Annotated in this window: 20 protein-coding genes, 1 rRNA gene and 1 other annotated feature; of the genes, 13 read left to right on the forward strand and 8 right to left on the reverse strand. The window is 43.5% G+C overall.

Annotated elements, in window-relative coordinates; genetic code table 11:
* Positions 1-85 precede the first annotated feature (85 nt).
* The 7 genes from CZ434_RS18540 to CZ434_RS18570 all read left to right on the forward strand — a co-directional run bounded on the left by CZ434_RS18540 (position 86) and on the right by CZ434_RS18570 (position 9,274).
* Positions 86-1,653: ribosomal RNA gene (locus tag CZ434_RS18540) — 16S ribosomal RNA — on the forward strand.
* A 192-nt stretch (positions 1,654-1,845) separates the two neighbouring features.
* Positions 1,846-3,689, forward strand: a sequence feature (23S ribosomal RNA rRNA prediction is too short).
* Positions 3,690-3,928: 239 nt separating this feature from the next.
* Positions 3,929-4,831, forward strand: a complete 903-nt coding sequence (locus CZ434_RS18545) for an ROK family protein (protein WP_179107316.1) — start codon at positions 3,929-3,931, stop codon at positions 4,829-4,831.
* Between the two features lie 150 nt (positions 4,832-4,981).
* Positions 4,982-5,860, forward strand: a complete 879-nt coding sequence (locus CZ434_RS18550) for an SDR family oxidoreductase (RefSeq protein WP_077624489.1) — start codon at positions 4,982-4,984, stop codon at positions 5,858-5,860.
* Positions 5,861-5,986: 126 nt separating this feature from the next.
* Complete coding sequence (locus tag CZ434_RS18555) at positions 5,987-7,135, forward strand: AGE family epimerase/isomerase (RefSeq protein ID WP_245831026.1); 1,149 nt, start codon at positions 5,987-5,989, stop codon at positions 7,133-7,135.
* A 245-nt stretch (positions 7,136-7,380) separates the two neighbouring features.
* Positions 7,381-7,755 carry a hypothetical protein gene (locus CZ434_RS18560; RefSeq protein WP_077624490.1) on the forward strand — a complete coding sequence of 125 codons (375 nt, stop codon included), beginning with the start codon at positions 7,381-7,383 and terminating at the stop codon, positions 7,753-7,755.
* A gap of 29 nt (positions 7,756-7,784) precedes the next feature.
* Positions 7,785-8,621 carry a PIN domain-containing protein gene (locus CZ434_RS18565; protein ID WP_077624491.1) on the forward strand — a complete coding sequence of 279 codons (837 nt, stop codon included), beginning with the start codon at positions 7,785-7,787 and terminating at the stop codon, positions 8,619-8,621.
* 14 nt (positions 8,622-8,635) lie between these two features.
* On the forward strand, positions 8,636-9,274 hold the full coding sequence (locus CZ434_RS18570; RefSeq protein WP_077624492.1) for a PIN domain-containing protein: 639 nt from the start codon (positions 8,636-8,638) through the stop codon (positions 9,272-9,274).
* Positions 9,275-9,355: 81 nt separating this feature from the next.
* Here CZ434_RS18570 and CZ434_RS18575 read toward each other — a convergent pair whose 3' ends face one another.
* The 4 genes from CZ434_RS18575 to CZ434_RS18590 all read right to left on the reverse strand — a co-directional run bounded on the left by CZ434_RS18575 (position 9,356) and on the right by CZ434_RS18590 (position 12,673).
* The gene (locus CZ434_RS18575) at positions 9,356-10,045 is read right to left on the reverse strand and encodes an ImmA/IrrE family metallo-endopeptidase (protein WP_143262145.1); all 690 of its coding nucleotides are present in this window, start codon (positions 10,043-10,045) and stop codon (positions 9,356-9,358) included.
* A 149-nt stretch (positions 10,046-10,194) separates the two neighbouring features.
* Positions 10,195-11,640 (reverse strand): alkaline phosphatase PhoX, encoded by a 1,446-nt coding sequence (locus CZ434_RS18580; RefSeq protein WP_077624494.1) that lies wholly within the window; start codon positions 11,638-11,640, stop codon positions 10,195-10,197.
* A gap of 22 nt (positions 11,641-11,662) precedes the next feature.
* Complete coding sequence (gene tatC, locus CZ434_RS18585) at positions 11,663-12,400, reverse strand: twin-arginine translocase subunit TatC (RefSeq protein WP_077624495.1); 738 nt, start codon at positions 12,398-12,400, stop codon at positions 11,663-11,665.
* A gap of 33 nt (positions 12,401-12,433) precedes the next feature.
* Positions 12,434-12,673 carry a twin-arginine translocase TatA/TatE family subunit gene (locus CZ434_RS18590; RefSeq protein WP_077624496.1) on the reverse strand — a complete coding sequence of 80 codons (240 nt, stop codon included), beginning with the start codon at positions 12,671-12,673 and terminating at the stop codon, positions 12,434-12,436.
* Between the two features lie 371 nt (positions 12,674-13,044).
* Between CZ434_RS18590 and CZ434_RS18595 the strand changes: the two genes are divergently transcribed.
* Entirely contained in the window at positions 13,045-13,260 is a 216-nt protein-coding gene (locus CZ434_RS18595; protein ID WP_077624497.1) for a hypothetical protein, read from the forward strand.
* Between the two features lie 91 nt (positions 13,261-13,351).
* Here CZ434_RS18595 and CZ434_RS18600 read toward each other — a convergent pair whose 3' ends face one another.
* On the reverse strand, positions 13,352-13,933 hold the full coding sequence (locus tag CZ434_RS18600; protein WP_077624498.1) for a DUF4825 domain-containing protein: 582 nt from the start codon (positions 13,931-13,933) through the stop codon (positions 13,352-13,354).
* Positions 13,934-13,952: 19 nt separating this feature from the next.
* A complete protein-coding gene (locus CZ434_RS18605) occupies positions 13,953-14,570 on the reverse strand; it encodes an NUDIX hydrolase (RefSeq protein ID WP_077624499.1) in 618 nt (205 codons plus the stop codon).
* A 155-nt stretch (positions 14,571-14,725) separates the two neighbouring features.
* Between CZ434_RS18605 and CZ434_RS18610 the strand changes: the two genes are divergently transcribed.
* The 3 genes from CZ434_RS18610 (at position 14,726) to CZ434_RS18620 (ending at position 18,262) form a co-directional block, all read left to right on the forward strand.
* The gene (locus CZ434_RS18610) at positions 14,726-15,643 is read left to right on the forward strand and encodes an aldo/keto reductase (protein ID WP_077624500.1); all 918 of its coding nucleotides are present in this window, start codon (positions 14,726-14,728) and stop codon (positions 15,641-15,643) included.
* A 224-nt stretch (positions 15,644-15,867) separates the two neighbouring features.
* Positions 15,868-16,623, forward strand: a complete 756-nt coding sequence (locus tag CZ434_RS18615) for an ABC transporter ATP-binding protein (protein WP_077625254.1) — start codon at positions 15,868-15,870, stop codon at positions 16,621-16,623.
* Positions 16,616-18,262 carry a hypothetical protein gene (locus CZ434_RS18620; protein WP_077624501.1) on the forward strand — a complete coding sequence of 549 codons (1,647 nt, stop codon included), beginning with the start codon at positions 16,616-16,618 and terminating at the stop codon, positions 18,260-18,262. The genes CZ434_RS18615 and CZ434_RS18620 overlap by 8 nt, the downstream gene beginning before the upstream one ends.
* An 11-nt stretch (positions 18,263-18,273) precedes the next feature.
* Here the strand turns inward: CZ434_RS18620 and CZ434_RS18625 are convergent, their stop codons facing one another.
* Positions 18,274-19,065: a cytochrome c oxidase assembly protein gene (locus tag CZ434_RS18625; protein ID WP_077624502.1), complete on the reverse strand. Its 792-nt coding sequence runs from the start codon at positions 19,063-19,065 to the stop codon at positions 18,274-18,276.
* Positions 19,065-19,535, reverse strand: coding sequence for a DUF2243 domain-containing protein (locus CZ434_RS18630; RefSeq protein WP_077624503.1), 471 nt, complete (start codon positions 19,533-19,535; stop codon positions 19,065-19,067). Before CZ434_RS18630 ends, CZ434_RS18625 begins: the two co-directional genes overlap by 1 nt.
* A gap of 215 nt (positions 19,536-19,750) precedes the next feature.
* On the opposite strand from CZ434_RS18630, the gene CZ434_RS18635 reads away from it, so the two are divergent.
* The gene (locus tag CZ434_RS18635; RefSeq protein WP_077625255.1) at positions 19,751-20,941 is read left to right on the forward strand and encodes an NRAMP family divalent metal transporter; all 1,191 of its coding nucleotides are present in this window, start codon (positions 19,751-19,753) and stop codon (positions 20,939-20,941) included.
* Positions 20,942-21,140: 199 nt separating this feature from the next.
* Positions 21,141-22,142 carry a LacI family DNA-binding transcriptional regulator gene (locus CZ434_RS18640; RefSeq protein WP_077624504.1) on the forward strand — a complete coding sequence of 334 codons (1,002 nt, stop codon included), beginning with the start codon at positions 21,141-21,143 and terminating at the stop codon, positions 22,140-22,142.
* Positions 22,143-22,216 lie beyond the last annotated feature (74 nt).

A 22,216-nucleotide genomic window follows, 5' to 3' on the forward strand; every position in this document is an offset into this window, starting at 1 on the left:
AAATTTGATCTTTGAAAACTGAACAAAACAATCATTATGTCAAGCAAGAAATGCTAGTCAAGTTTTCGAGCAAGCAAGCTCACATTTTATGGAGAGTTTGATCTTGGCTCAGGACGAACGCTGGCGGCGTGCCTAATACATGCAAGTCGAGCGCGGGAAGCAAGCAATCACCCTTCGGGGTGTTGAGCTTGTGGAACGAGCGGCGGACGGGTGAGTAACACGTGGGCAACCTGCCTGTAAGACTGGGATAACCCCGGGAAACCGGGGCTAATACCGGATAATACTTTTCTCTGCATGGGGAAGAGTTGAAAGGCGGCCTTTTGGCTGTCACTTACAGATGGGCCCGCGGCGCATTAGCTAGTTGGTGGGGTAACGGCCTACCAAGGCGACGATGCGTAGCCGACCTGAGAGGGTGATCGGCCACACTGGGACTGAGACACGGCCCAGACTCCTACGGGAGGCAGCAGTAGGGAATCTTCCGCAATGGACGAAAGTCTGACGGAGCAACGCCGCGTGAACGATGAAGGTCTTCGGATCGTAAAGTTCTGTTGTTAGGGAAGAACAAGTACCGTTCAAATAGGGCGGTACCTTGACGGTACCTAACGAGGAAGCCCCGGCTAACTACGTGCCAGCAGCCGCGGTAATACGTAGGGGGCAAGCGTTGTCCGGAATTATTGGGCGTAAAGCGCGCGCAGGCGGTTCCTTAAGTCTGATGTGAAAGCCCACGGCTTAACCGTGGAGGGTCATTGGAAACTGGGGAACTTGAGTACAGAAGAGGAGAGCGGAATTCCACGTGTAGCGGTGAAATGCGTAGATATGTGGAGGAACACCAGTGGCGAAGGCGGCTCTCTGGTCTGTAACTGACGCTGAGGCGCGAAAGCGTGGGGAGCGAACAGGATTAGATACCCTGGTAGTCCACGCCGTAAACGATGAGTGCTAGGTGTTAGGGGGTTTCCGCCCCTTAGTGCTGAAGTTAACGCATTAAGCACTCCGCCTGGGGAGTACGGCCGCAAGGCTGAAACTCAAAAGAATTGACGGGGGCCCGCACAAGCGGTGGAGCATGTGGTTTAATTCGAAGCAACGCGAAGAACCTTACCAGGTCTTGACATCCTCTGCCACTCTTGGAGACAAGAGGTTCCCTTCGGGGACAGAGTGACAGGTGGTGCATGGTTGTCGTCAGCTCGTGTCGTGAGATGTTGGGTTAAGTCCCGCAACGAGCGCAACCCTTGACCTTAGTTGCCAGCATTCAGTTGGGCACTCTAGGGTGACTGCCGGTGACAAACCGGAGGAAGGTGGGGATGACGTCAAATCATCATGCCCCTTATGACCTGGGCTACACACGTGCTACAATGGATGGTACAAAGGGAAGCGAAGCCGCGAGGTGTAGCAAATCCCATAAAACCATTCTCAGTTCGGATTGCAGGCTGCAACTCGCCTGCATGAAGCCGGAATCGCTAGTAATCGCGGATCAGCATGCCGCGGTGAATACGTTCCCGGGCCTTGTACACACCGCCCGTCACACCACGAGAGTTGGCAACACCCGAAGTCGGTGAGGTAACCTTTTGGAGCCAGCCGCCGAAGGTGGGGCCAATGATTGGGGTGAAGTCGTAACAAGGTAGCCGTATCGGAAGGTGCGGCTGGATCACCTCCTTTCTAAGGATAATTGCTCTTCGGAGCAAAAACGAATGGCATAATCGATTGTTTGGTTCAGTTTTGAGGGATTAAATCCTTCATTTTTGTACCTTGAAAACTAGATAAGAGTAAATTAGGAAGTGAAGGCGACTGAAAAGGAGCTGGAACTAGACTAATACAAGACATCAAACAAAACGTCTTTTCATGTTTAATAGTTAAGTGAAGAAGGGCGCACGGTGGATGCCTTGGCACTAGGAGCCGAAGAAGGACGGGACAAACACCGATATGTCCCGGGGAGCCGTACGTAGGCGTTGATCCGGGAATTTCCGAATGGGGGAACCCACTGTTCGTAATGGAGCAGTACGGTTATCTGAATTCATAGGATAACCGAGGCAGACCCGGGGAACTGAAACATCTCAGTACCCGGAGGAAGAGAAAGCAAATGCGATTTCCCAAGTAGCGGCGAGCGAAACGGAAACAGCCCAAACCAGAAAGCTTGCTTTCTGGGGTTGTAGGACACTCCATCGGAGTTACCAAGAAATGGTTTAAACGAATCGATCTGGAACGATCAGCCGAAGAAGGTAAGAGCCCTGTAGTTGAAAAGCCGTTTCCTCCGGAGTGGATCCTGAGTACGGCGGAACACGAGGAATTCCGTCGGAATCCGGGAGGACCATCTCCCAAGGCTAAATACTCCCTAGTGACCGATAGTGAACCAGTACCGTGAGGGAAAGGTGAAAAGCACCCCGGGAGGGGAGTGAAATAGAACCTGAAACCGTGTGCCTACAAGTAGTCGAAGCCCGTTAATGGGTAACGGCGTGCCTTTTGTAGAATGAACCGGCGAGTTACGATCACCTGCAAGGTTAAGTCGCATAGACGGAGCCGCAGCGAAAGCGAGTCTGAACAGGGCGCCTGTAGTAGTTGGTCGTAGACCCGAAACCGTGTGATCTACCCATGTCCAGGGTGAAGGTCAGGTAACACTGACTGGAGGCCCGAACCCACGCGTGTTGAAAAACGCGGGGATGAGGTGTGGGTAGGGGTGAAATGCCAATCGAACACGGAGATAGCTGGTTCTCTCCGAAATAGCTTTAGGGCTAGCCTCAAGAGTTGAGTACTGGAGGTAGAGCACTGATTGGACTAGGGGCCCTCATCGGGTTACCGAATTCAGTCAAACTCCGAATGCCAGCTACTCGATCTTGGGAGTCAGACTATGGGTGATAAGGTTCATAGTCGAAAGGGAAACAGCCCAGACCGCCAGCTAAGGTCCCAAAGTATACGTTAAGTGGAAAAGGATGTGGAGTTGCTTAGACAACCAGGATGTTGGCTTAGAAGCAGCCATCATTTAAAGAGTGCGTAATAGCTCACTGGTCGAGTGACTCTGCGCCGAAAATATACCGGGGCTAAACGTATCACCGAAGCTGCGGATTGTTCTTGCGAACAATGGTAGGAGAGCGTTCTAAGTGCAGCGAAGTCAGACCGTGAGGACTGGTGGAGCGCTTAGAAGTGAGAATGCCGGTATGAGTAGCGAAAAAAGAGTGAGAATCTCTTTCACCGAAAGCCTAAGGTTTCCTGAGGAAGGCTCGTCCGCTCAGGGTTAGTCGGGACCTAAGCCGAGGCCGAAAGGCGTAGGCGATGGACAACAGGTGGATATTCCTGTACCACCTCCTTTCCGTTTGAACGACGGGGGGACGCAGGAGGATAAGGAGAGCGCACGATTGGAAATGTGCGTCCAAGCAGTAAGAGAGTTGGAATAGGCAAATCCGTCCAACAATCTCAAGCTGTGACGGGGAGGGAACATAAGTACCGAAGCTCCGGATTTCATACTGCCAAGAAAAGCCTCTAGTGAGGAAAGAGGTGCCCGTACCGCAAACCGACACAGGTAGGCGAGGAGAGAATCCTAAGGTGAGCGGGAGAACTCTCGTTAAGGAACTCGGCAAAATGACCCCGTAACTTCGGGAGAAGGGGTGCTTCTTTTGCGAGAAGCCGCAGTGAAAAGGNCACGAAATCCCTGAGAAGAAAAGTCTTCTCGGGGATTTTTTTATAAAAAAATAGTTGCTTCAGGAAGAGACGACATAGACATGAAATACGTGAAGGGCAAAGATAGTTTAAATAAGAACGCACGTCTTTTAGAAACGTCGAACTACCAAGTCAATAGGTGAAAATTAATTTAATAAGAGTGTATTGACAACGCTTACATTCAAGCATATACTTTACGAAAAAGAAAAAGAAAAAACCATTCAATTAAAAATTATAAAAATAAATGAAGCATTGTGAATGTTGTGCTTTAGGAGGAGAAACTGTGGATAAGTATATAGCTTTTGATGTAGGTGGGACAAGAGTCAAACATGCTGTTCTTTTAAAAGACGGGACGTTTCTGGAAAAAAGTGATTATCCGACCGATAAATCGACATTAGAATCCTTTGTGACAGACATGCTTTTAGTAATCAAAAGTTATCAAAAAGAACACGAAATAACCGGAATAGCAATCAGCATGCCTGGATTCATAGATGTAGAAACTGGCTATTCCGAAACAGCAGGCGCCATAACAGTACTTAACGGGAAAAATCTAAAAGAAATAGTGGAAGAAAATTGTTCGATTCCAACTGAAATGGAGAATGACGGAAATTGTGTGGCATTGGCAGAAAAATTCAACGGCAATGCTTCCCACTGCAACAGTTTTGTTTGCATCACTATAGGTACAGGAATCGGAGGAGGTTTGTATCTAAATAACAAAATTCATCACGGCTACACCTTCAGAGGGGGAGAAATTGGATACATGGTCACTTTGGGTGATCAGCCTGGACAACAAACATGGAATGAAAATGGGGCCACCTCCAGTTTGATAAATAGTTATAAAGCCTATAAAGGAATCAATCCTTCTGAACCGGTTGAAGGGTTCGACGTTTTTGCAGAAGCCGAATATAATCCTGAGGTAAGTGATATTGTAGAGAAGTGGCTGGAAAGAACAAGTTACGGCATTCTTAATCTTGTGGCCACTTTGAACCCGGAAAAGGTGTTAATCGGCGGCGGCATCAGCGGAAGAGAGGATTTAATAAACAGAATTGAAGATAAACTTGAGAAAATCAAATGGTGGCACTTTATAAAAGTTCCGATCAATGTTTGCAAGCATAAAAATGACGCAGGCATGCTTGGCGCCCTTCATCATTTTCTGGCAAAAAATCAACAAGAAATAAAAGTTTAGATAAGACCTTGTCTATCAATAAAGATAGACAAGGTCTTTTTTTCTATATGAGAAACACCTGCTGATAGCTGTTTAAATATCGGAAAGGCATGGGTATATACATAAGGTATTAAATGATAAGTAGAAATTTATTTCGAGGAGGTTTCATAAATGAGTGAGCTAGATAAGCAAAAACCAATGTCTGATGGCGTACCGGTTCAATTTCAATCAGAGCAGCCCGGTGTAGAAGGAGAAATGGATCCTAAACCAATCCATGAACTTGACAGCCATATTGGAACAGGGAAATTAAAGGATAAAGTAGCTCTCATTACTGGCGGGGACAGCGGTATCGGTAAAGCAGTAGCAATTGCCTATGCGAAAGAAGGGGCACATATCGCGATTGCCTACTTGGACGAGCATGAAGATGCCGAAAAGACAAAGCAGCGTATTCGGGAGGAAGGTGTCAATGTCACCTTGCATGCTGGGGATATTGCCGATGAAGAATTCTGTAATCAACTAGTGGAGGAAGTTGTTCAGGAACACGGAAAGTTGGATATTCTCGTAAATAATGCTGCCCGGCAGGAAGTTAAACAAAGTGTATTGGAAATCAGCTCGGAGCAGTTGAAACGGACTTTCGATGTGAACTTTTTCTCCATGGTTTACCTTACGAAAGCTGCTATCCCACATTTGGAAACAGGGAACAGCATCATTTTCACATCATCTATTAATGCTTATATAGGAAATAAATCCTTGATCGACTACACCTCGACAAAAGGTGCGATTGTTTCGTTTGCCCGTTCCATCGCCCAGGAATTGGCGGAAAAGGGTATCCGTGTCAATGGTGTCGCACCGGGGCCGATTTGGACACCGCTTATTCCAGCGACAATGCCGGAGGAAAAACAAGAATCATTTGGTGTTACCACACCGCTTGGCAGACCTGGGCAGCCCGCGGACCATATCGGTGCTTATGTGATGCTTGCATCTGAAGAATCTGCATTCATGACTGGCCAGTTCATTCATATTAATGGTGGACAGTATATGTCTTCTTAACAGTGTATAGACAATAGATTAAATCCAATGAGCTGATCCTGTGACAGGGGTCAGCTTATCTATTTTGAATAAAAGGCGGTGCATATCTTGCATAATTCTACCAAGCGCTTTAAGGACAAAGCATTTTTGAAAAAACACATTTTTGATATTATTCATTTCTATTATCCCAACTGTATGGATGACCGTGGAGGATATGTGAATGGATTCCAAGATGACGGAACGATAATAGACGAGGACAAAAAACATTTGGTCGGAACAGCGCGATTTATTTATATATTCAGCATCGGTGCTTTATTGGATGGACCGGACTGGTGCTTGGATGCTGTGAAACATGGTATTCAGTTTTTACAGAACCATCATTATGATCAGGTAAATGGCGGATATTATTTCGAACTGGAAGGATTGGAAGTAAAGGATTCTTCTAAAATAGCTTATGGCCATGCCTTCACACTACTGGCTTCTGCGATAGCCTATCAAGCGGGTATCAAAGAAGCGAAAGCGGTGATGGAAAATGTATTTCATACCATGGAACAACATTTTTGGGATCAAGAACACGGGCTTTACTTAGAAGAATGGGACGCTGGGTGGACGATACCTTCCCCATACCGTGGACAAAATGCTAATATGCATGTCTGTGAAGCGCTGCTTACTGCTTATGAATCCACTGGGGAAAAAAGGTACTTAGATAAGGCCCACCAACTTGCCCAAAATGTGACATTAAATTTGGCCGAACGGTCCGGTGGCATGGTATGGGAAAATTACACTCAGGACTGGCAGCCCGACTGGGAGTACAATAAAAATAATACGAAAGATGAATTCCGTCCATATGGGTTTGTACCAGGTCACCAATTGGAGTGGAGTAAACTCTTAATGTGGCTTGACCGCCATCGCTCGGAAGATTGGATGTTGGAAACGGCAGAAGACTTGTTTTCCAAAGGTTGGAGTAGAGGACATGACTTGGAATATGGCGGTATTTACTTTGCTTTATCCCCTGAAGAGGATTTGATCGACCGAGATAAAAACTATTGGGTGATGGCAGAAGCTATCGCCGCTGCAGCATTGCTGGCAGACAAGACAGGAAAAGGTGAGTACTGGGGCATTTATGACGAATTGTTCGCCTATTGTTTCGATAAATTCATCGACCGTAAACATGGCGGCTGGTATAAAATGCTCAACAGGACCAATGAACGGAAAAACAAGGAAAAAAGCACGGCACCGAAGACGGATTACCACCCGGTAGCAACTTGTTATCAGGTGATAAGGGTAATTTCCTGATTATTTATTCGGTCAATGCTCAAATTTCCATAAGATAAGCAAGTTTCTTACCAAAAGGTGGCTAAATGATAGAGCCACCTTTATCTCCCATTTCTCCTGCATTTGATAATATTTCTAAATTCCTCCATAATAAATGATATTTTTGCAGTATTTTTCGCTAATTTGTACAGGTGCTTTTTACCCATTTCTGAATTTTTAGAGTATAATAGTTAGGTATAAAAAAATAATGCAAAGGCGGTGAAAACGTGGATGAGGTACCATACATAATCGGGGCCCTGATAGGCTCGCATATCGGCATTGTTCTTCTATGTCGAAAACGGAGGAAACGCAAGGTCAATTTTCGATCGATTTTCCCTGATCCTTTTGAAGATTGGACAACAAGGGTAGCTGAAATCGACTTATTGGAAAAAAGCAGGCAAGGACAAAAGCGAAATCGTTTCTCCGGACGGCGAAATACATACCGTTCCCACTCATCCGGCATGTATAGTTCCAATGACTATACAAGCTATGATGATGACTTCGATTTCCACCATCAAGACGATCATAACTGGGATAATCCTTATGAAAATCCTGGGACAGACTTGGTGGTGGATGAGGTCTATCATGGCCGGGACGTATAAACTCAATTAAATAGTTGGAGAGTGAGGACATGTTCGTACTGTTGATGGAAATTTTGAGAGATAATTTGCAATGGTCATCGACCGAGTTTTGGGCGATAGGATTATTGACGTTGTCTTTTTTGTTCACTTATACCTTATATTATATTCCCGTTTACACAAAAATCGTAAGCAATCGCGAAGCTGCTCTGCTATCCTTGTTGTTTCCGGGATTTGGCCAGTTAGCTTTACGGCAAAAACTTGTAGGATTTTTGTTTATGATCGGATCGGCATGTTTGTTGCAGACAATGATTTACACAGAGTCTGATGCAAGCGATATTTGGAAATTAGCTGTCCTTTTCGGTCCGCCGATTGTGTCTGCCCGATTTGCTTATTTGTCTGTCAGCAGAACAATGCGGCAAATCAATAACCAGCAAAAGCAGGAGATTGCGGTTCTAAACTACAAATTAGTAGAACCAGGTCTTCAAAAAGGCATGATTCCGGCATTGGATACTAATATTCTAATGCATAGTGCGCTGCTTCTTGTGGCCATGCACAAGGATTCCAATGCGCACCTTTTGTTGAGTAAACAAGTCTTCTTTGAGCTGGAAGGATTGAAAAAAAGCAAGGATCCTGTTGTGAGGAAAAGAGCGCAGTTGGGTTTCGATATGATCGAGCTATTCCAATCTTCCAATCGGTTGAAGATGCTGGATATTCCGGGGGAGAGTTACCGGCGGAAATGGAAGTTATCAAACACCGGTGATGATAAAATAATTGCTTCTTATCTGAGGGAATTGGAAAACCGTAAAACGCCGCTTGGCTTTTTAAGCAACGACAAAGGCGCACGGATTTTAGCAAGAAACGCCGGCTTGCCTATTTTTGAAAGATAGTTGGAGGGGATTGTTTGGATGGTTATGACCGCTGCATGTTTGAGCCGTTATTGATGAATCATAGTATGGTTCAGAATGTCGTGCCGGATGCAGGCTTTTTATTGGAGCATCCTGCTGTTATAGAAGAAATTGAAAGAATGTATCCTGTGATAATAAGCAGCATAGTGATAGATGAGCTGAAGGCCCTTGAATTGTTGAAAGATAAGCTGGACAGCAGGGCAGCAGAAGCTTTAATGTTGATTGATAAAATAAGATGCAAAAAACAAGACCCGATCCCTGAGCGTTTTTTGAAAGAACATAAATTAGGAGGAAGTAATAAGGAACTACTTATAGCTTCCTGTTTTAAGGCGAGAAATCCATTTGGCATCATGCCGGAGGGGACTATCCTGTTATCCACCGACGAGGAAACAAGATCTCTTGCCAAGACTCATGGCATTACGGTATTGGATGCTGATTTACGGCTGGCCAATAGAATGAAAGCAAAACGGTTAATGAACAAAGGGGCTGGCTCACCCTTGAGGAGAAAACTTCCTGAAGCTGAACCGGGACGGCCATTTGAGACCGGTCTGGCTGGAAAAAGGAACAGAGGGTCAAGTGTCATTCGTCATGTGAGAAATATATTTTCCAGGAAGGACAAACAGGTTTCTGAATAGGAACCTGTTTGTTTATTTTACTCCTATAATTCTTCGGTGAAAAAAGGGAGAAATGTAATTTTTCCATCGAGTAACGAATAATTAATGTGCGATTCTCTTTTTTACTTTCTGCAAATCTTTGATTAAGTCATCTTTTAATTCCTCAATATATAAAGAAGGTTCATCGATATGGAAAATTTCAAAAGAAAAAGTCGTTTCCGGATCTACCGTTATTCCAAGGGCAGAAGAAAATTGATCACAAAAGGCCTCGACCTTATCACCGTATAACTCTTTTGTCTCTTTATATTTTACATGGTGGCCAATTTCATGGCCCAAAGTGGATAAAAGTAAGTCCCTTGCATCTTTTCGATTGTAACCAACCTTTAACATACCAAGATCACTGTAATTATAGCTGTATTTACCATTAACCGGATGATATTCCATAGGAAATAACCGGATAACCGGCCCACTCGGATCGTTATTTGGCGAGTACTCACCCATAATATTCATATTTAAATGGTCATCACGGTTGGAAAGGATGATTTTCGATATTCCTTTCAGCGCTTTTGGGTCTATTCTTTTCACTTCACCTACGTACCAAGAAACATCTTCCAGCGTCAGCGGCATCCTGAAGGCTTTATCATTTTGAGTATAGGTAGAAGCAAGTTCTAACGGTTTACGAGGTCGCCAGTAACGTTTTTTAAAGTATCGAATCTCGGCAATAACGATTCCTAATAACAATAAGTGTATGATGTAATGGTCAAATAACCAGAGAAAGACTTCAATCATCAACAATTTACCTCCAATAGCGGCACTGAATTTATCTCATTTTACCATATTGGAGAGATTCTTTAGATTTCTAACAATCTTTAAGTCTTCACAATGTAGTAATCTAGTAAAAACAAAAACCAGCCCATTGATTGATGAGCTGGCATTGTCATTTATACAATCGGAACGCCGTGGCGCTGATAGGCAGCAACTTCCAAATTGGACATTCCTTGCATCTCGGCAAATGCAGCGGCATTGTCAGAAAGCTGTGGTGCATATTGTTTGGGTGGGGCTGCATGTCCCATCAGTCTTTTCCGGCCGGCATTTTTCCTGGCAAAGGGCCCCCAGATGGCAAAAGTAATACCGGGAGTCTGAATATTGACAAAGAATGTATTCCCTTTTTGTGAAAAAGTCGGTCCTGCTAATTCTGATCCGTTTAGTTTGTTCTCCGCAAAGATATAGGTTTCCCCTTCAGGAGTCATACCGATTATGCGGTCTACTCCGCCTCCGTCTTCAGCAATCCAAAGGTCTCCCCACGGTGTGATACAAATGTTATCAGGCATTTCCAAGTCATTTTGTGAGGTTGATTCGTAAAAGAGTTCCAAAGTATTTGTGGCTGGAATGTAACGATATACGCGGCCGAGATCTTTATCACCTGCAGAGGTGTCATCAAACCAGAAGACCCCGCCATCGAAAAAGGCTCCTTCCAACCGGCTGAACTGGATGCATCCTTTTTGACCTGCTTCAAGGGAAGGTTTCTCAGGATCTACATTTTTCCACACAATTCCGAATTTCTTGCCAGTGGAAAATTTGCTCATATCGTTTGAACTCATTTCTTCCATCGCTGCAGCTTGGAGTTTTCCGCCTTTTTGAAGGGCCCCTATGCGCGGTGATGGATCATTTGGAACAAAGCGGAATAAATAACTTGGACCAGCATCTTCGGTCAAGTAGACAATTCCCGTGGCAGGATCGATGGCGGTGGCCTCGTGGGAAAAAGCACCCATTTCCCTGATTGGTGTTTTGGATAATTTGTTTTCCGGATCAGTCGGATCCACCTCGAATACATAACCGTGCCCTTCCTCCAAAGTTTCTTCGCAGGTAAGCCAGGTTCCCCAAGGGGTTGCACCTCCAGCACAATTGCGGATTGTACCGGATGAAGTGACGAATTCATCCTTCACTTTCCGGTCAGGTCCGACGACAATACCAGTCGTTCCGCCAGTATTGTATTTATTATAAGGGTTCTTGCCGACCACTGGGTATTTAGTATTCCCGCTTAACTCATGATTTCTTACTAGAATAGTAGAATTACCTTGTCCTTCAAAGGCAGCCATGCCGTCGAATTTTTCCGGTATGGGCCTGCCGTCAGAGAGCTTACCGCCCTCTTCCGAAATAATCCGATACTGAAATCCTCTCGGCAAATCCAGAATTCCGCCTGGATCCTTGACTAAGGGTCCATAGCCATGGAAAAACTTTTCTGCTTTTTTGGGGGAAGCTGATACATTATGGCCGCCTAATGACAAAATTCCTGTAGTTCCAAGAGCAAGTGCAGCAGTACTGATTCCACCTACTTTGAGAAAATCTCGTCTATTCATTTCTTTGTTAGCAGAGTTTTGTTTCATTTTCATTCCTCCTATTATTAAATCAGGCTGCAGCATTATCTGCTGCATCTCTCGTTTTCAATTGCTTTTTATAAACCATGTTGGACAAATTTATGCTGATTTCATATAAGATTAGCAATGGTACAATCACCAGAATGTCAGAAATAAAGTCAGGTGGAGTGATTAATACGGATACTACAATCAATCCAAAGTAAGAAATTTTTCTAGCCCTGCGCAACTTTATAGGATTCAAAACTCCTAATCTTGTCAAAAACAGCACAACCAGCGGCATCTCGAATAACAATCCGAAAGGTACTGTGAGATTCAGCATAAACCGAAAATACTTATCGGCCGTGAACATCATGTTAAACTGGCCCTCTGAAAGGGAGGTTAAAAAGCCGATAACAATTGGAAATAAAAGAAAATAGCCGAATGCAATACCGAATAAAAACAGTAAGAACAAAGCCGGGATGAAATGGAGTGTGACTTTCCGTTCCTCTTTGTGCAAGGCAGGAGCGACAAACCGCCAGACTTGAAATGCTGCTACGGGAATTGTACCGGCGATTGCCACGACGGCAGCAATCATGAAATATACCCACAAAATATCCCCTGGACCAAGTACAGCCAGTTGTTTGCCAAGGTCTCGGATCAGCCAGCTGTAAACCGGTCTTACAAATAGGAAGCCGATAACCAGAAAAACCATAAAGGAGACCAAGGTAAAAATCATCCGGTTGCGAAGTTCTTCCAAATGGCCGATGAGTTGCAGTTGTTCTCTTTCCATACATGTCCCTCCTCTTCGTTGTTCGAAGAGTAACTAACCGGCTGATTTTTCGTTGTCTTGTTCAACTGGAGTAATGGCTGTTGTCTTCGTCTCATTTTGTTTTGTCTCTTTATCAGAAGAATCTCCTGATATCAATTCGTGTGAAGCATTTTTGAACTCGGTCAATGTCTTGCCAAAAGCCCGTCCTACTTCCGGCAGCTTAGATGGTCCGAAGATGATCAGCGCAATAACAAGTATCAAAATCAACCCTGGGATACCAATGTTTGTCAACATTTCTGTTCCTCCTTTTATTAAATTTTGATTGTTACGTTCATCGCTCCTTTCTTAATCTTTTGAATCGGTTCTCATTATAGGGGTTGTTTATGAAGTAGATGTAAAGAAATGTTAAGAGAACTGATAGGAGGAGAGAGGTGGGTGGTCATTTATTATCAGTACCATAGTAACCATTAGTATGAGATTGGGGATGAACAATCGGAAAATGACTGATATTTTTCAATAAATAGGCCTTATGCTTGGTGCTATCCTCCCTGTTTTTTTCACAGGGATATTACAAAAACAAAACAATTTTTTTTGAAATGCTTACCAACACATCCAGAAAATATATTCCGATTTTTTGGATATCTTATTAGTAAGAGGTGATAGAAGTGGATAAGAAAAAAGCGACCACAGAAGAAAACATAAATGCTGAGTTAGGTGGAATGGGACTTTATGGAACGACTTCCAGTGAAGAAGTCGCGGGTTACAAAGCTTCAGGAGACATTGAAAACGCGGGTAATTTAGATAAGGGTTTTAAGAAAAAACAGGCTGATGATCTTACTCCAGAGGCTTCATTGAAAGAACAAGAACCCGAAGACTATTAGAAGTGTTTTGTTTTTGGGTCAAAAAAGAGCTTTGTTCTCCTTGAGAATCAAAGCTCTTTAATGTTGCTTTTTGTAATTCTGCAGTACTAATCTATTTACCTTTCTGGATCGGAAAGTCTTCGAAAAAGTTGCTTTTGAACTCTTCAGCTTCAATCAGTACTTTGATGGTGTTCTTATTTTTGTCAAAGAATTCAACAACAGTTGCTTCTGTCCAAATTTCCTCCTCGTCAGGAAAATCTTCTAATTTCTCTTGAAGGCGTTTCACCATCTCATTTCTTGGAACCGAGAAAGCGAATTCCTCTGTTTCAAATTGATACTCCATCGCATTAGGTACCAATATAGTAAGTAGAGAAGCATTGAATAATAGGTTGTTCTGCAATGTATCTTGATTATAAAGCCAAGAGTACATCTCTTCGTCCGATACGTTTTCTGTTGTATAGGTAACTTTTAGATGCTGGTTAGTCAATTCTAACTCTTGGATTGCTTCCCCGCCCGGCAGAGTTTGAGCAAGATGAAGAACAGTTGAGTTGTCGCCGACATAGGTGCCGCTATATTTGGCAATAGATGTTAAATCGAGATTAGAATAAGTCGTAGGTACAGGATCGTCTTCTTGGCAGGCGGTGATAACAAGCAGTGCCAGAATCATCGGCAAAATGAGTTTTCTATAATTCATGGATTTATCCCCTTTTCATTTAATCAATTACCGGTGCCTTATACGGATTTTCCAAGTAATCGAATAGCATATTAATCTGTGATTCTGTATTTCTTTTAGTCGATAAAGCAGGCAAGTTGTCTCTTGGGAAAAACTTGACGTCTTTCGTTTCCAGGCCATTCCTTGCATCTCCACCAACGATCCGGCATTCAATAAAAATTTTATAGTAATGAAAAGGCTGGGGTGGATGTGGATGTTTCTTATAGTCCAACAGAGCCAGCAGCTTGACAGGAATGGTTTGAAAGCCGGATTCCTCCTCTATCTCTTTGATAATATTCTCTGAAGGAGAAATTCCTACTTCGCAGAATCCGCCCGGCAATGCCCAGCAATCATCATGCTCTTCCCGGACGAGTAACAGTTTGCCTTCTTTGAAAACAACTCCTCTACCATCAACTTTAGGAGTTGGATATCCTTCCTGGGCATGGTAAAAGTCAATCGCATTTTCAAACTCTATGGTGGAGTATTCATCAAGAATTTCAGCGCTTATATCACGGAGTTGTTCATATCTTTCCCGGTCGAATTTGTCTTTAGAAAAGGCAAGCCCAGCCTGAGAGACTGCTTGGATTCTCTGGGCCCAATCCAGCCATTTATGTTCCATTATCATTCATCTCCAAATACAGTGTATTCCATCAAGGTAAAAATCTTGTTTTATGTAAAAAAACATAAATATAGCATATCAAAAGATGCATGCGTTTTCACGTATGATTGATTAAATGTTAGAATAGTAGTATCACAAAAAAAGAAGGTGGCATTTTGAAGAAACTAAAACTTGGGACAAGTGATTTGCAAGTTGGGGAAATTTCCCTTGGCTGTATGCGCATAAACCAGCTCTCCAAACAGGATGCAGAATATGTAATCAGAAATGCGATGGAAGTTGGAGTTGACTTGTTTGATCATGCCGATATTTATGGCGACGGGAAGTCGGAGGAGATTTTTGCTGATGCAATTGACATGAATTCTTCCATCAGAGAAAAAATGATCATTCAAACCAAATGCGGTATCCGTGATGGTTTATTTGATTTTTCAAAAGAACACATCCTCTCATCGGTTGATGGTAGTCTGGAACGCCTGAAAACAGATTACATAGACATTTTATTGCTTCACAGGCCAGATGCCCTGATGGAACCGGAAGAAGTAGCCGAAGCTTTCACTAAATTGAAGGAAAGCGGTAAAGTCCGCCATTTCGGTGTCAGCAATCAGAATCCAATGCAGATTGAATTGTTGAAAAGATATTTAAAAGATGACCTGATCATCAATCAGCTGCAGTTGAGTCTGATGTTCACTCCGATGATAGATGCAGGTTTGAATGTGAACATGCAGCATGATCCATCGATTGTACGTGATAACGGCATTCTTGATTATAGTCGTTTAAATGACATGACAATCCAGGCATGGTCTCCTTTCCAGTATGGTATGTTCAAAGGGGTATTTGTCGGTAATGAAGACTTCCCGGAATTGAATGCCAAATTACAGGAAATCGCTGAGAAAAAAGGTGTAACCGACTCGGCTGTAGCGGTGGCGTGGATTTTGCGTCATCCGGCCAAAATTCAGCCGGTTGTGGGTACGATGAATCCAGGGCGTCTGACAGAAATAGCGAAAGCCTCGGAGATTGAATTGAGCCGAGAAGAATGGTATGAACTGTATCGTGCAGCAGGAAATAAACTGCCGTAAATAAACTAACAGGCAGGAACGGGCGACCGTTTCTGCTTTTTTTGTATGGAAGATTTGCAATGGACATGAATAACATCAAAATAACAAATCCTGTCTCGGCTATTAAAATGGATCGTGAGAAAGGCAGGAAAAATATGTTAAAGTAGGAAAGAATAACTATTGAGAAGAGGGTGAGCGGCATCGATTCACATGGGGAAAAAATTCTGTCCCTTTCCAATTTGACGATGAGTTATGGCGGAGATAGTGTTTTAGTCGGAATTGATCTGGAAGTTTATAAGGGACAGATAATAGGATATATCGGTCCTAATGGTGCCGGGAAAAGCACCACCGTAAAAATTATGCTTGGCTTGGTTGATGGTTATCATGGCAAGGTGGAAATTTTCGGGGAAGATATAGCAAGCGGCGACCATACCTATAAGCGTAAAATTGGTTATGTCCCCGAAAATGCAGACGTTTATGATAATTTGACGGCTTCTGAGTACTTGACCTTTACCGGTGAGTTATATGGTCTGGAACGGGAAAGAGCTGAGCGGAAAGCGGCACGCCTTATGGACAAATTTGAAATGAGTGATGTGTTGCATGCGAAAATTTCCTCCTTTTCCAAAGGGATGAGACAAAAGGTATTAATTATCTCAAGTCTCCTCCACGATCCGGATTTGCTTTTTTTGGATGAGCCATTAAGCGGCTTGGACGCCAACAGTGTGATGATCATCAAGGAAGTATTGGCACAACTGGCGGCAGAGGGAAAAACGATTTTTTACTCGTCACATATTATGGACGTCGTGGAAAAGATAAGTAACCGGATTGTTCTGCTTGCAGACGGGAAAATCGTGGCAGACGGCAGTTTTGAAGAATTGAAGGCCAAAAACAAAGAGGGAACACTTGAGGAAATTTTCAATCAGCTTACCGGATTCAATGAGCATAAAGAAATTGCTGAGTCCTTCGTTTCTATTGTAAAAGAAGGTGCCCGGAATGAATGATTACCATTCGTTAAAGCTGCTTGATAAAGGGAAAGGACTCTTCACCATGCTTGGCATCGAATATCCGGTCATGCGGAGAATCGTCCAGGTGAAACTGACCATGGATCAACAACGGGTACCGGCCATTTATGATCAGGCCAAAAATAAAGACGGCAATAACTTTTTAAGATCACTCGGTATCTATGCATTGTATGGGTTGGCTCTGCTGCCGTTTATCTTAATCGGCACCAATTATCTTTTTCAAATGAGTCTTGTTTTTGGAATGATTTTGTTCATTTTAATGACCACCATGATTTCTGACTTTTCAACGGTATTGTTGGATGTTCGGGATAAGACAATTCTACAGACAAAGCCAATCAGCAAGCGGACCATCAATGCGGCCAAAATTGTTCATATTTGTATTTATATGGTCCTGATTACGGGAGCTTTTACAGGAATTCCGCTCATCGTCAGCCTGTTCAGGCAAGGAATCTTATTCACTCTATTATTTTTGGCTGAACTATTGCTGGTCAGTTTGCTGATTGTTGTCTTTACCGCACTCATTTACCTATTCATCCTGCGATTTTTCAGCGGGGAACATTTAAAGGACATTATCAACTATGTCCAAATTCTTTTGTCGGTCGGTTTGATAATAGGTTATCAGGTGCTGATCAGGGTGTTTGAAATTACGGATTTTAGTGTTGCTTTTTCGTTTGAATGGTGGCAATTGCTTGTACCGCCATTATGGTATGGAGCACCGTTCGAACTATTTTTGAACCATAATACTTCCGGTTTTGTCATTGTTTATTCGATTCTGGCACTGGTGATACCGATTTTGTCAATCATGCTTTATGCGAAGCTTTTGCCGTCTTTCGAACGGAACTTGCAAAAACTGTTGGAGAGCAGCGGTTCCAATATGCGAAAGGGTGCATTTTTTGATCAGGCCGCATCCAGAATTACTTGTACCACCAATGAGGAAAGGGCCTTCTTTCGTTTTGCTTCCAAAATGATGAAAGAGGAGCGGGAGTTTAAATTGAAGGTTTATCCTTCTTTAGGAATGGCAATCATCTTTCCGTTTATCTTTTTGTTTAATGACTTGAGGACGGATACTATTTCTAGTATAGGAGACAGCACTCGATATCTCGTTATCTATTTTTGTAATGTCATGATTCCGGCGGCTGTCCATATGTTGAAGTTTTCCGGAAATTATAAAGGGGCATGGATTTACCGGGCAGCCCCGATCAAAGAAGAAGGGATGATTTACAGGGCAACATTGAAAGCATTTTTGATGAAATTGTATGTCCCTGTGTTTACCGTGACGAGCTGTATTTTCCTTGCTATTTTCTCGGTTGAGATTATTCCGGACTTGATGGTTGTATTGATTGCCGGCTGGATGCACGCATTATTGTCCTATAAACTTTTGATTGATGAAAAGTTTCCTTTTTCCCAATCCTTTGTATTTGCTCATAGCGCCGATACAGCAAAGAACATCTTAATGATACTGTTCGCGGGTATATTTGCGGTTCTTCACTATGCAGCGTTGTCCATTCAATTCGGCATTTATGTATATATGGTTCTGTTGGCTGCCAGTACGTGGTTTGCCTGGAAGAGAGTATTTGCAATAAATATAAAAACGCAAGAGAGACCCGGTGCAAGTTGACCGGGTTTCTTTCAATTGGCTTCCCTCATTGCCAGATTGGAACGGGGACGTGCGGCTCTATACCATTGATAACATAGGAAGAAAATGATGCATGCATCGATCAAGTCTCCGCCATAGTACATGATCATTGCGCCTGATTCAGCTTCCGGCTTCAAAACCCCTTCAGGAGGGGATGCGTATATATATTTGGACAAAATCCCATGGCCGGCTAAAGCGAAAACAAAGACAACCGCCCGGTAAAGATGGCTATACCGGTGGGGAATTGGATCAATGTAGATAAATGCCGCGGTAAAGAGATATCCGGCGGCAAAGACGTGAAAATGGATAATCAAATGCAGCCAGAGATGGTGTTGCATCATTGAGTATAGTTGAGTTGTATATAAGAGCCACAATCCACCGATATTCAGGATGGAGACGGTGACCGGATGCCCCATGAACTGCACTGGACGGCTTTTTAGGCAATTCGCAACATTACGGGCGCTTTTTACAGGAAGTGCCCGCAGTAAGAGTGTCACCGGCGCTGCAAGAACTAGTAGAAGCGGACCAAGCATCCCTAACAGCAAGTGACCGAGCATGTGCGATTCAAAGTCGGACATCGCCTTTTCTGCCAAAGGACCTGTGAGAGCCGATAGTGAACACAGAAGACCGAGTCCCCACAATACATATCGATAACTGGGCCAGGGACGGAGATGGTGTTTCCGGCTTGATAGAATACCAGCTATTATATACCCGCTAAAAGCCAGCACAAAGGGAACAAGGATCAACGAGTGGTAAAGGTATCCGGTGGAAAAATGATGCTCCATTATTTGTCCCTGCCTATTTCGGTTTCACGTTTCGTTTTAAATGCGAGCCACCCGCCAATGATTAGCATAATGACCGCAATTATATTCCAAATAAGGTCATAAATAAGTATATTCTCCACATAACGGATCTGATGAATCCTCATTAGCTTGTGCTGAATAATACCATCATACAGCTGGAATCCTCCTGCTCCCAATAAGACGCCGCCCCACCACCTCTTTAGGTGAAAAGCACTTCTCCTCCTTAAATCGGCCACCATAAACAAGGAACCAATTGTCGCAAACCAGCTGAAGGCGTGGAAGAGACCGTCGGATACAAGCCCGACGTTTGTGGTCGACTTGTCGTAAAAGTGGTGCCAATGCAAAAGTTGATGAAAAACCGTTTCATCCACAAATGCAGCGAGTCCCAGACCAAACAGCAGACCAGACCACATGTTTCCAGGAGAGTATTTGGTTTTTATCTTATTTGCCATTTAGCTCCTCCTATGACTTATTTTCTTTTTTACATTGTTTCCTTGCAGGGAGTGTCATAAACCCGTTCTTTTGAAGGAAACAGCAGTCATTCATAGGGATAAAGATGTACACTGGGTTGATTTTCTCTTTCAGGTGAATGAATTATTAGATAAGGTGAAAAATAGGTGGTATGATTACTGGGCTACATAGAAAAAACAACAAAGAAGGTGAGAATATGAAGAAAAATTCTAATGCCAGTTTACTGCTTGGTGCAGCATTTTTAATGGCTACATCAGCGGTTGGTCCCGGTTTCCTAACCCAGACAACGACATTTACCCAATCACTTGCAGCTAGTTTCGGATTTGTTATTTTAATATCTATCATTATCGACATAGGTGCACAGTTGAACATATGGAGGATTATTGCTGTCTCAGGCAAACGGGCACAGGAAATCGCCAATGATGTCCTGCCAGGACTGGGCTTCTTTCTGTCATTGTTGATCGTTATGGGAGGCCTGGCCTTTAATATAGGAAATATCGGAGGGGCCGGACTCGGAACAAACGTATTATTCGGTATTTCTCCTGAAACAGGTGCATTGCTCAGCGGCTTGCTGGCAATCGGTATCTTCCTCGTCAGAGAAGCTAACCAGATTATGGACAGGTTTGCCCAAGTTGCCGGATTTGTCATGATCGGGCTGACCATATATGTAATGTTCACTGCCCAGCCGCCTGTCGGGGAAGCCGCAGTAAAGACGTTTGTCCCCGATACAATAGACTATTTAGCAATTGTTACCCTTGTCGGTGGTACAGTCGGAGGATATATCACTTTTGCCGGAGGTCACCGGTTATTGGATGCCGGGGTAAAGGGAAAAGAATCTTTACCCGAAGTAACGAAAAGCTCCGTTTCCGCCATCGGAATTGCTTCCATCATGCGTATTTTCCTGTTTCTTGCCACTTTAGGAATCGTTGCGCAAGGCCTCCCACTCGATGAATCAAATCCTCCGGCATCGGTTTTCCAGTTGGCTGCGGGAAATATAGGATATAAAATTTTCGGGATTGTCATGTGGTCAGCAGCCGTTACGTCTGTTGTCGGTGCGGCTTATACATCTGTATCATTCATAAGGACTTTCAATGCCACATTGGAAAAATATCATAAGTGGTTGATCGTCGTCTTCATTGCCGTTTCCACACTTGTCTTCGTGATCGTCGGGCGTCCGGCCAAGGTATTGGTCCTTGTCGGTTCTTTAAACGGGTTAATACTGCCTGTATCCTTAGGGGTAATGCTTATCGCGGCTCATAAAACAAAAATCACCGGCGATTATAAACATCCGTTATGGTTGACGATTTTCGGAATATTTATCGTGATTGCCATGGTGTATATGGGAATTTACTCATTGGTGACCGGTTTGCCGTCATTATGGGATTAAGAAATCCGGAAAAGGGACTCTTTTCCGGATTTTTGGTTGTAACGATTAAAAAACAGATGCAGCACTTATTAAACTTAATAGGACATTTGCTTTGGTCCGGCAAGACTGACAAAATGAAAGTCTTCATTATTGAAAGCACTTTCATTTGATGTTATACTTTGCCGGAAAACGTTTACGGATAAAGGAGTAGAGGTGGGGCATGATTCCTACTATAAAAGATGTGGCCAAACATGCGGATGTTTCGATTGCGACTGTTTCCCGGATATTGAACAGCCAGACGGGCTATTCAGAAAAAACCAAGCAGAAAGTACTTAACTCTATAAAAGAGTTGGGATATCAGCCCAATGCAGTTGCCAGAGGATTGATCAATAAGAAGACCCAGACCATCGGTGTGTTGTTTCCGGACGTTTCCAGCATGCTTTCATCTGCCATCCTAAAAGGCATTGAAGATGCGGCTCATAATCTGGGGCATAGTGTGATTGTCTGCCATACTGCTTCCCGTGGAAAACGTACCCTTAAATACTTGCAGCTATTGAGGGAAAAAAGAGTGGATGGCATCATCTTTGCCAGTGAGCGAATGCTGGAAGAATATTATGAAGTCGTACAGCAGATGGACGTCCCGGTCATCCTTATTTCCACAGAATCAAGTTATGATATTCCTTTTGTCAAAGTCGATGATAAGAGAGCGAGCTACAGTGCAACGGAGTATCTGGTGAAGAAGGGACATTGTAACATAGGTTTCATAAGCGGGCCGATCGAAGACAAGATTGCCGGTCTGCCGAGGTTGGAGGGTTTTAAACAAGCTTTATATAAAAACGGAATCCAATTGAGGCAACAAAACATTGTTGTTACTAAAGGGTTTGGTTATGAACATGGACGCGATAGTCTTTCTTTTCTTCTCGAACGGTCTCCCGACATTACCGGAATTGTAGCTGCAAGTGATGAAATAGCGGTTGGTGTACTGACATCTGCTTACAAATTGGGAATCAAGGTCCCTGATCAACTATCAATCATCGGTTATGATAATTTGAAAATAGCAGAAATGGCCATTCCGCCATTGACCACAGTAGCACAACCATTGTACCAGCTGGGGAAGGAAGGGGCGGAAATGCTGCTGCACATGCTTATAACCGGTGAAAAGGCCAAAAGCAAGATCCTTCCTCACAGGATAATAGAAAGACAATCTATTTCGAAGAGATAATTTTTTTCTTTTATACGTAAACGTTTACTCTAATTTTAATCGTTAACTGAAAAAAATCATCAAGTACAATCGCA

The sequence above is a fragment of the Sediminibacillus massiliensis genome (genome assembly GCF_900156915.1).
Classification (GTDB): Bacteria; Bacillota; Bacilli; order Bacillales; family Amphibacillaceae; genus Sediminibacillus_A; species Sediminibacillus_A massiliensis.

Excerpts from the sequence above, each read along its gene's own strand:
- CZ434_RS18550 (WP_077624489.1), top strand. The coding sequence starts at position 4,982 with ATGAGTGAGCTAGATAAGCAAAAACCAATGTCTGATGGCGTACCGGTT.
- CZ434_RS18565 (WP_077624491.1), top strand. The coding sequence starts at position 7,785 with ATGTTCGTACTGTTGATGGAAATTTTGAGAGATAATTTGCAATGGTCA.
- CZ434_RS18580 (WP_077624494.1), bottom strand. The coding sequence starts at position 11,640 with ATGAAACAAAACTCTGCTAACAAAGAAATGAATAGACGAGATTTTCTC.
- tatC (WP_077624495.1), bottom strand. The coding sequence starts at position 12,400 with ATGGAAAGAGAACAACTGCAACTCATCGGCCATTTGGAAGAACTTCGC.
- CZ434_RS18590 (WP_077624496.1), bottom strand. The coding sequence starts at position 12,673 with ATGTTGACAAACATTGGTATCCCAGGGTTGATTTTGATACTTGTTATT.
- CZ434_RS18600 (WP_077624498.1), bottom strand. The coding sequence starts at position 13,933 with ATGAATTATAGAAAACTCATTTTGCCGATGATTCTGGCACTGCTTGTT.
- CZ434_RS18605 (WP_077624499.1), bottom strand. The coding sequence starts at position 14,570 with ATGGAACATAAATGGCTGGATTGGGCCCAGAGAATCCAAGCAGTCTCT.
- CZ434_RS18615 (WP_077625254.1), top strand. The coding sequence starts at position 15,868 with ATGAGTTATGGCGGAGATAGTGTTTTAGTCGGAATTGATCTGGAAGTT.
- CZ434_RS18620 (WP_077624501.1), top strand. The coding sequence starts at position 16,616 with ATGAATGATTACCATTCGTTAAAGCTGCTTGATAAAGGGAAAGGACTC.
- CZ434_RS18625 (WP_077624502.1), bottom strand. The coding sequence starts at position 19,065 with ATGGAGCATCATTTTTCCACCGGATACCTTTACCACTCGTTGATCCTT.
- CZ434_RS18630 (WP_077624503.1), bottom strand. The coding sequence starts at position 19,535 with ATGGCAAATAAGATAAAAACCAAATACTCTCCTGGAAACATGTGGTCT.
- CZ434_RS18635 (WP_077625255.1), top strand. The coding sequence starts at position 19,751 with ATGAAGAAAAATTCTAATGCCAGTTTACTGCTTGGTGCAGCATTTTTA.
- CZ434_RS18640 (WP_077624504.1), top strand. The coding sequence starts at position 21,141 with ATGATTCCTACTATAAAAGATGTGGCCAAACATGCGGATGTTTCGATT.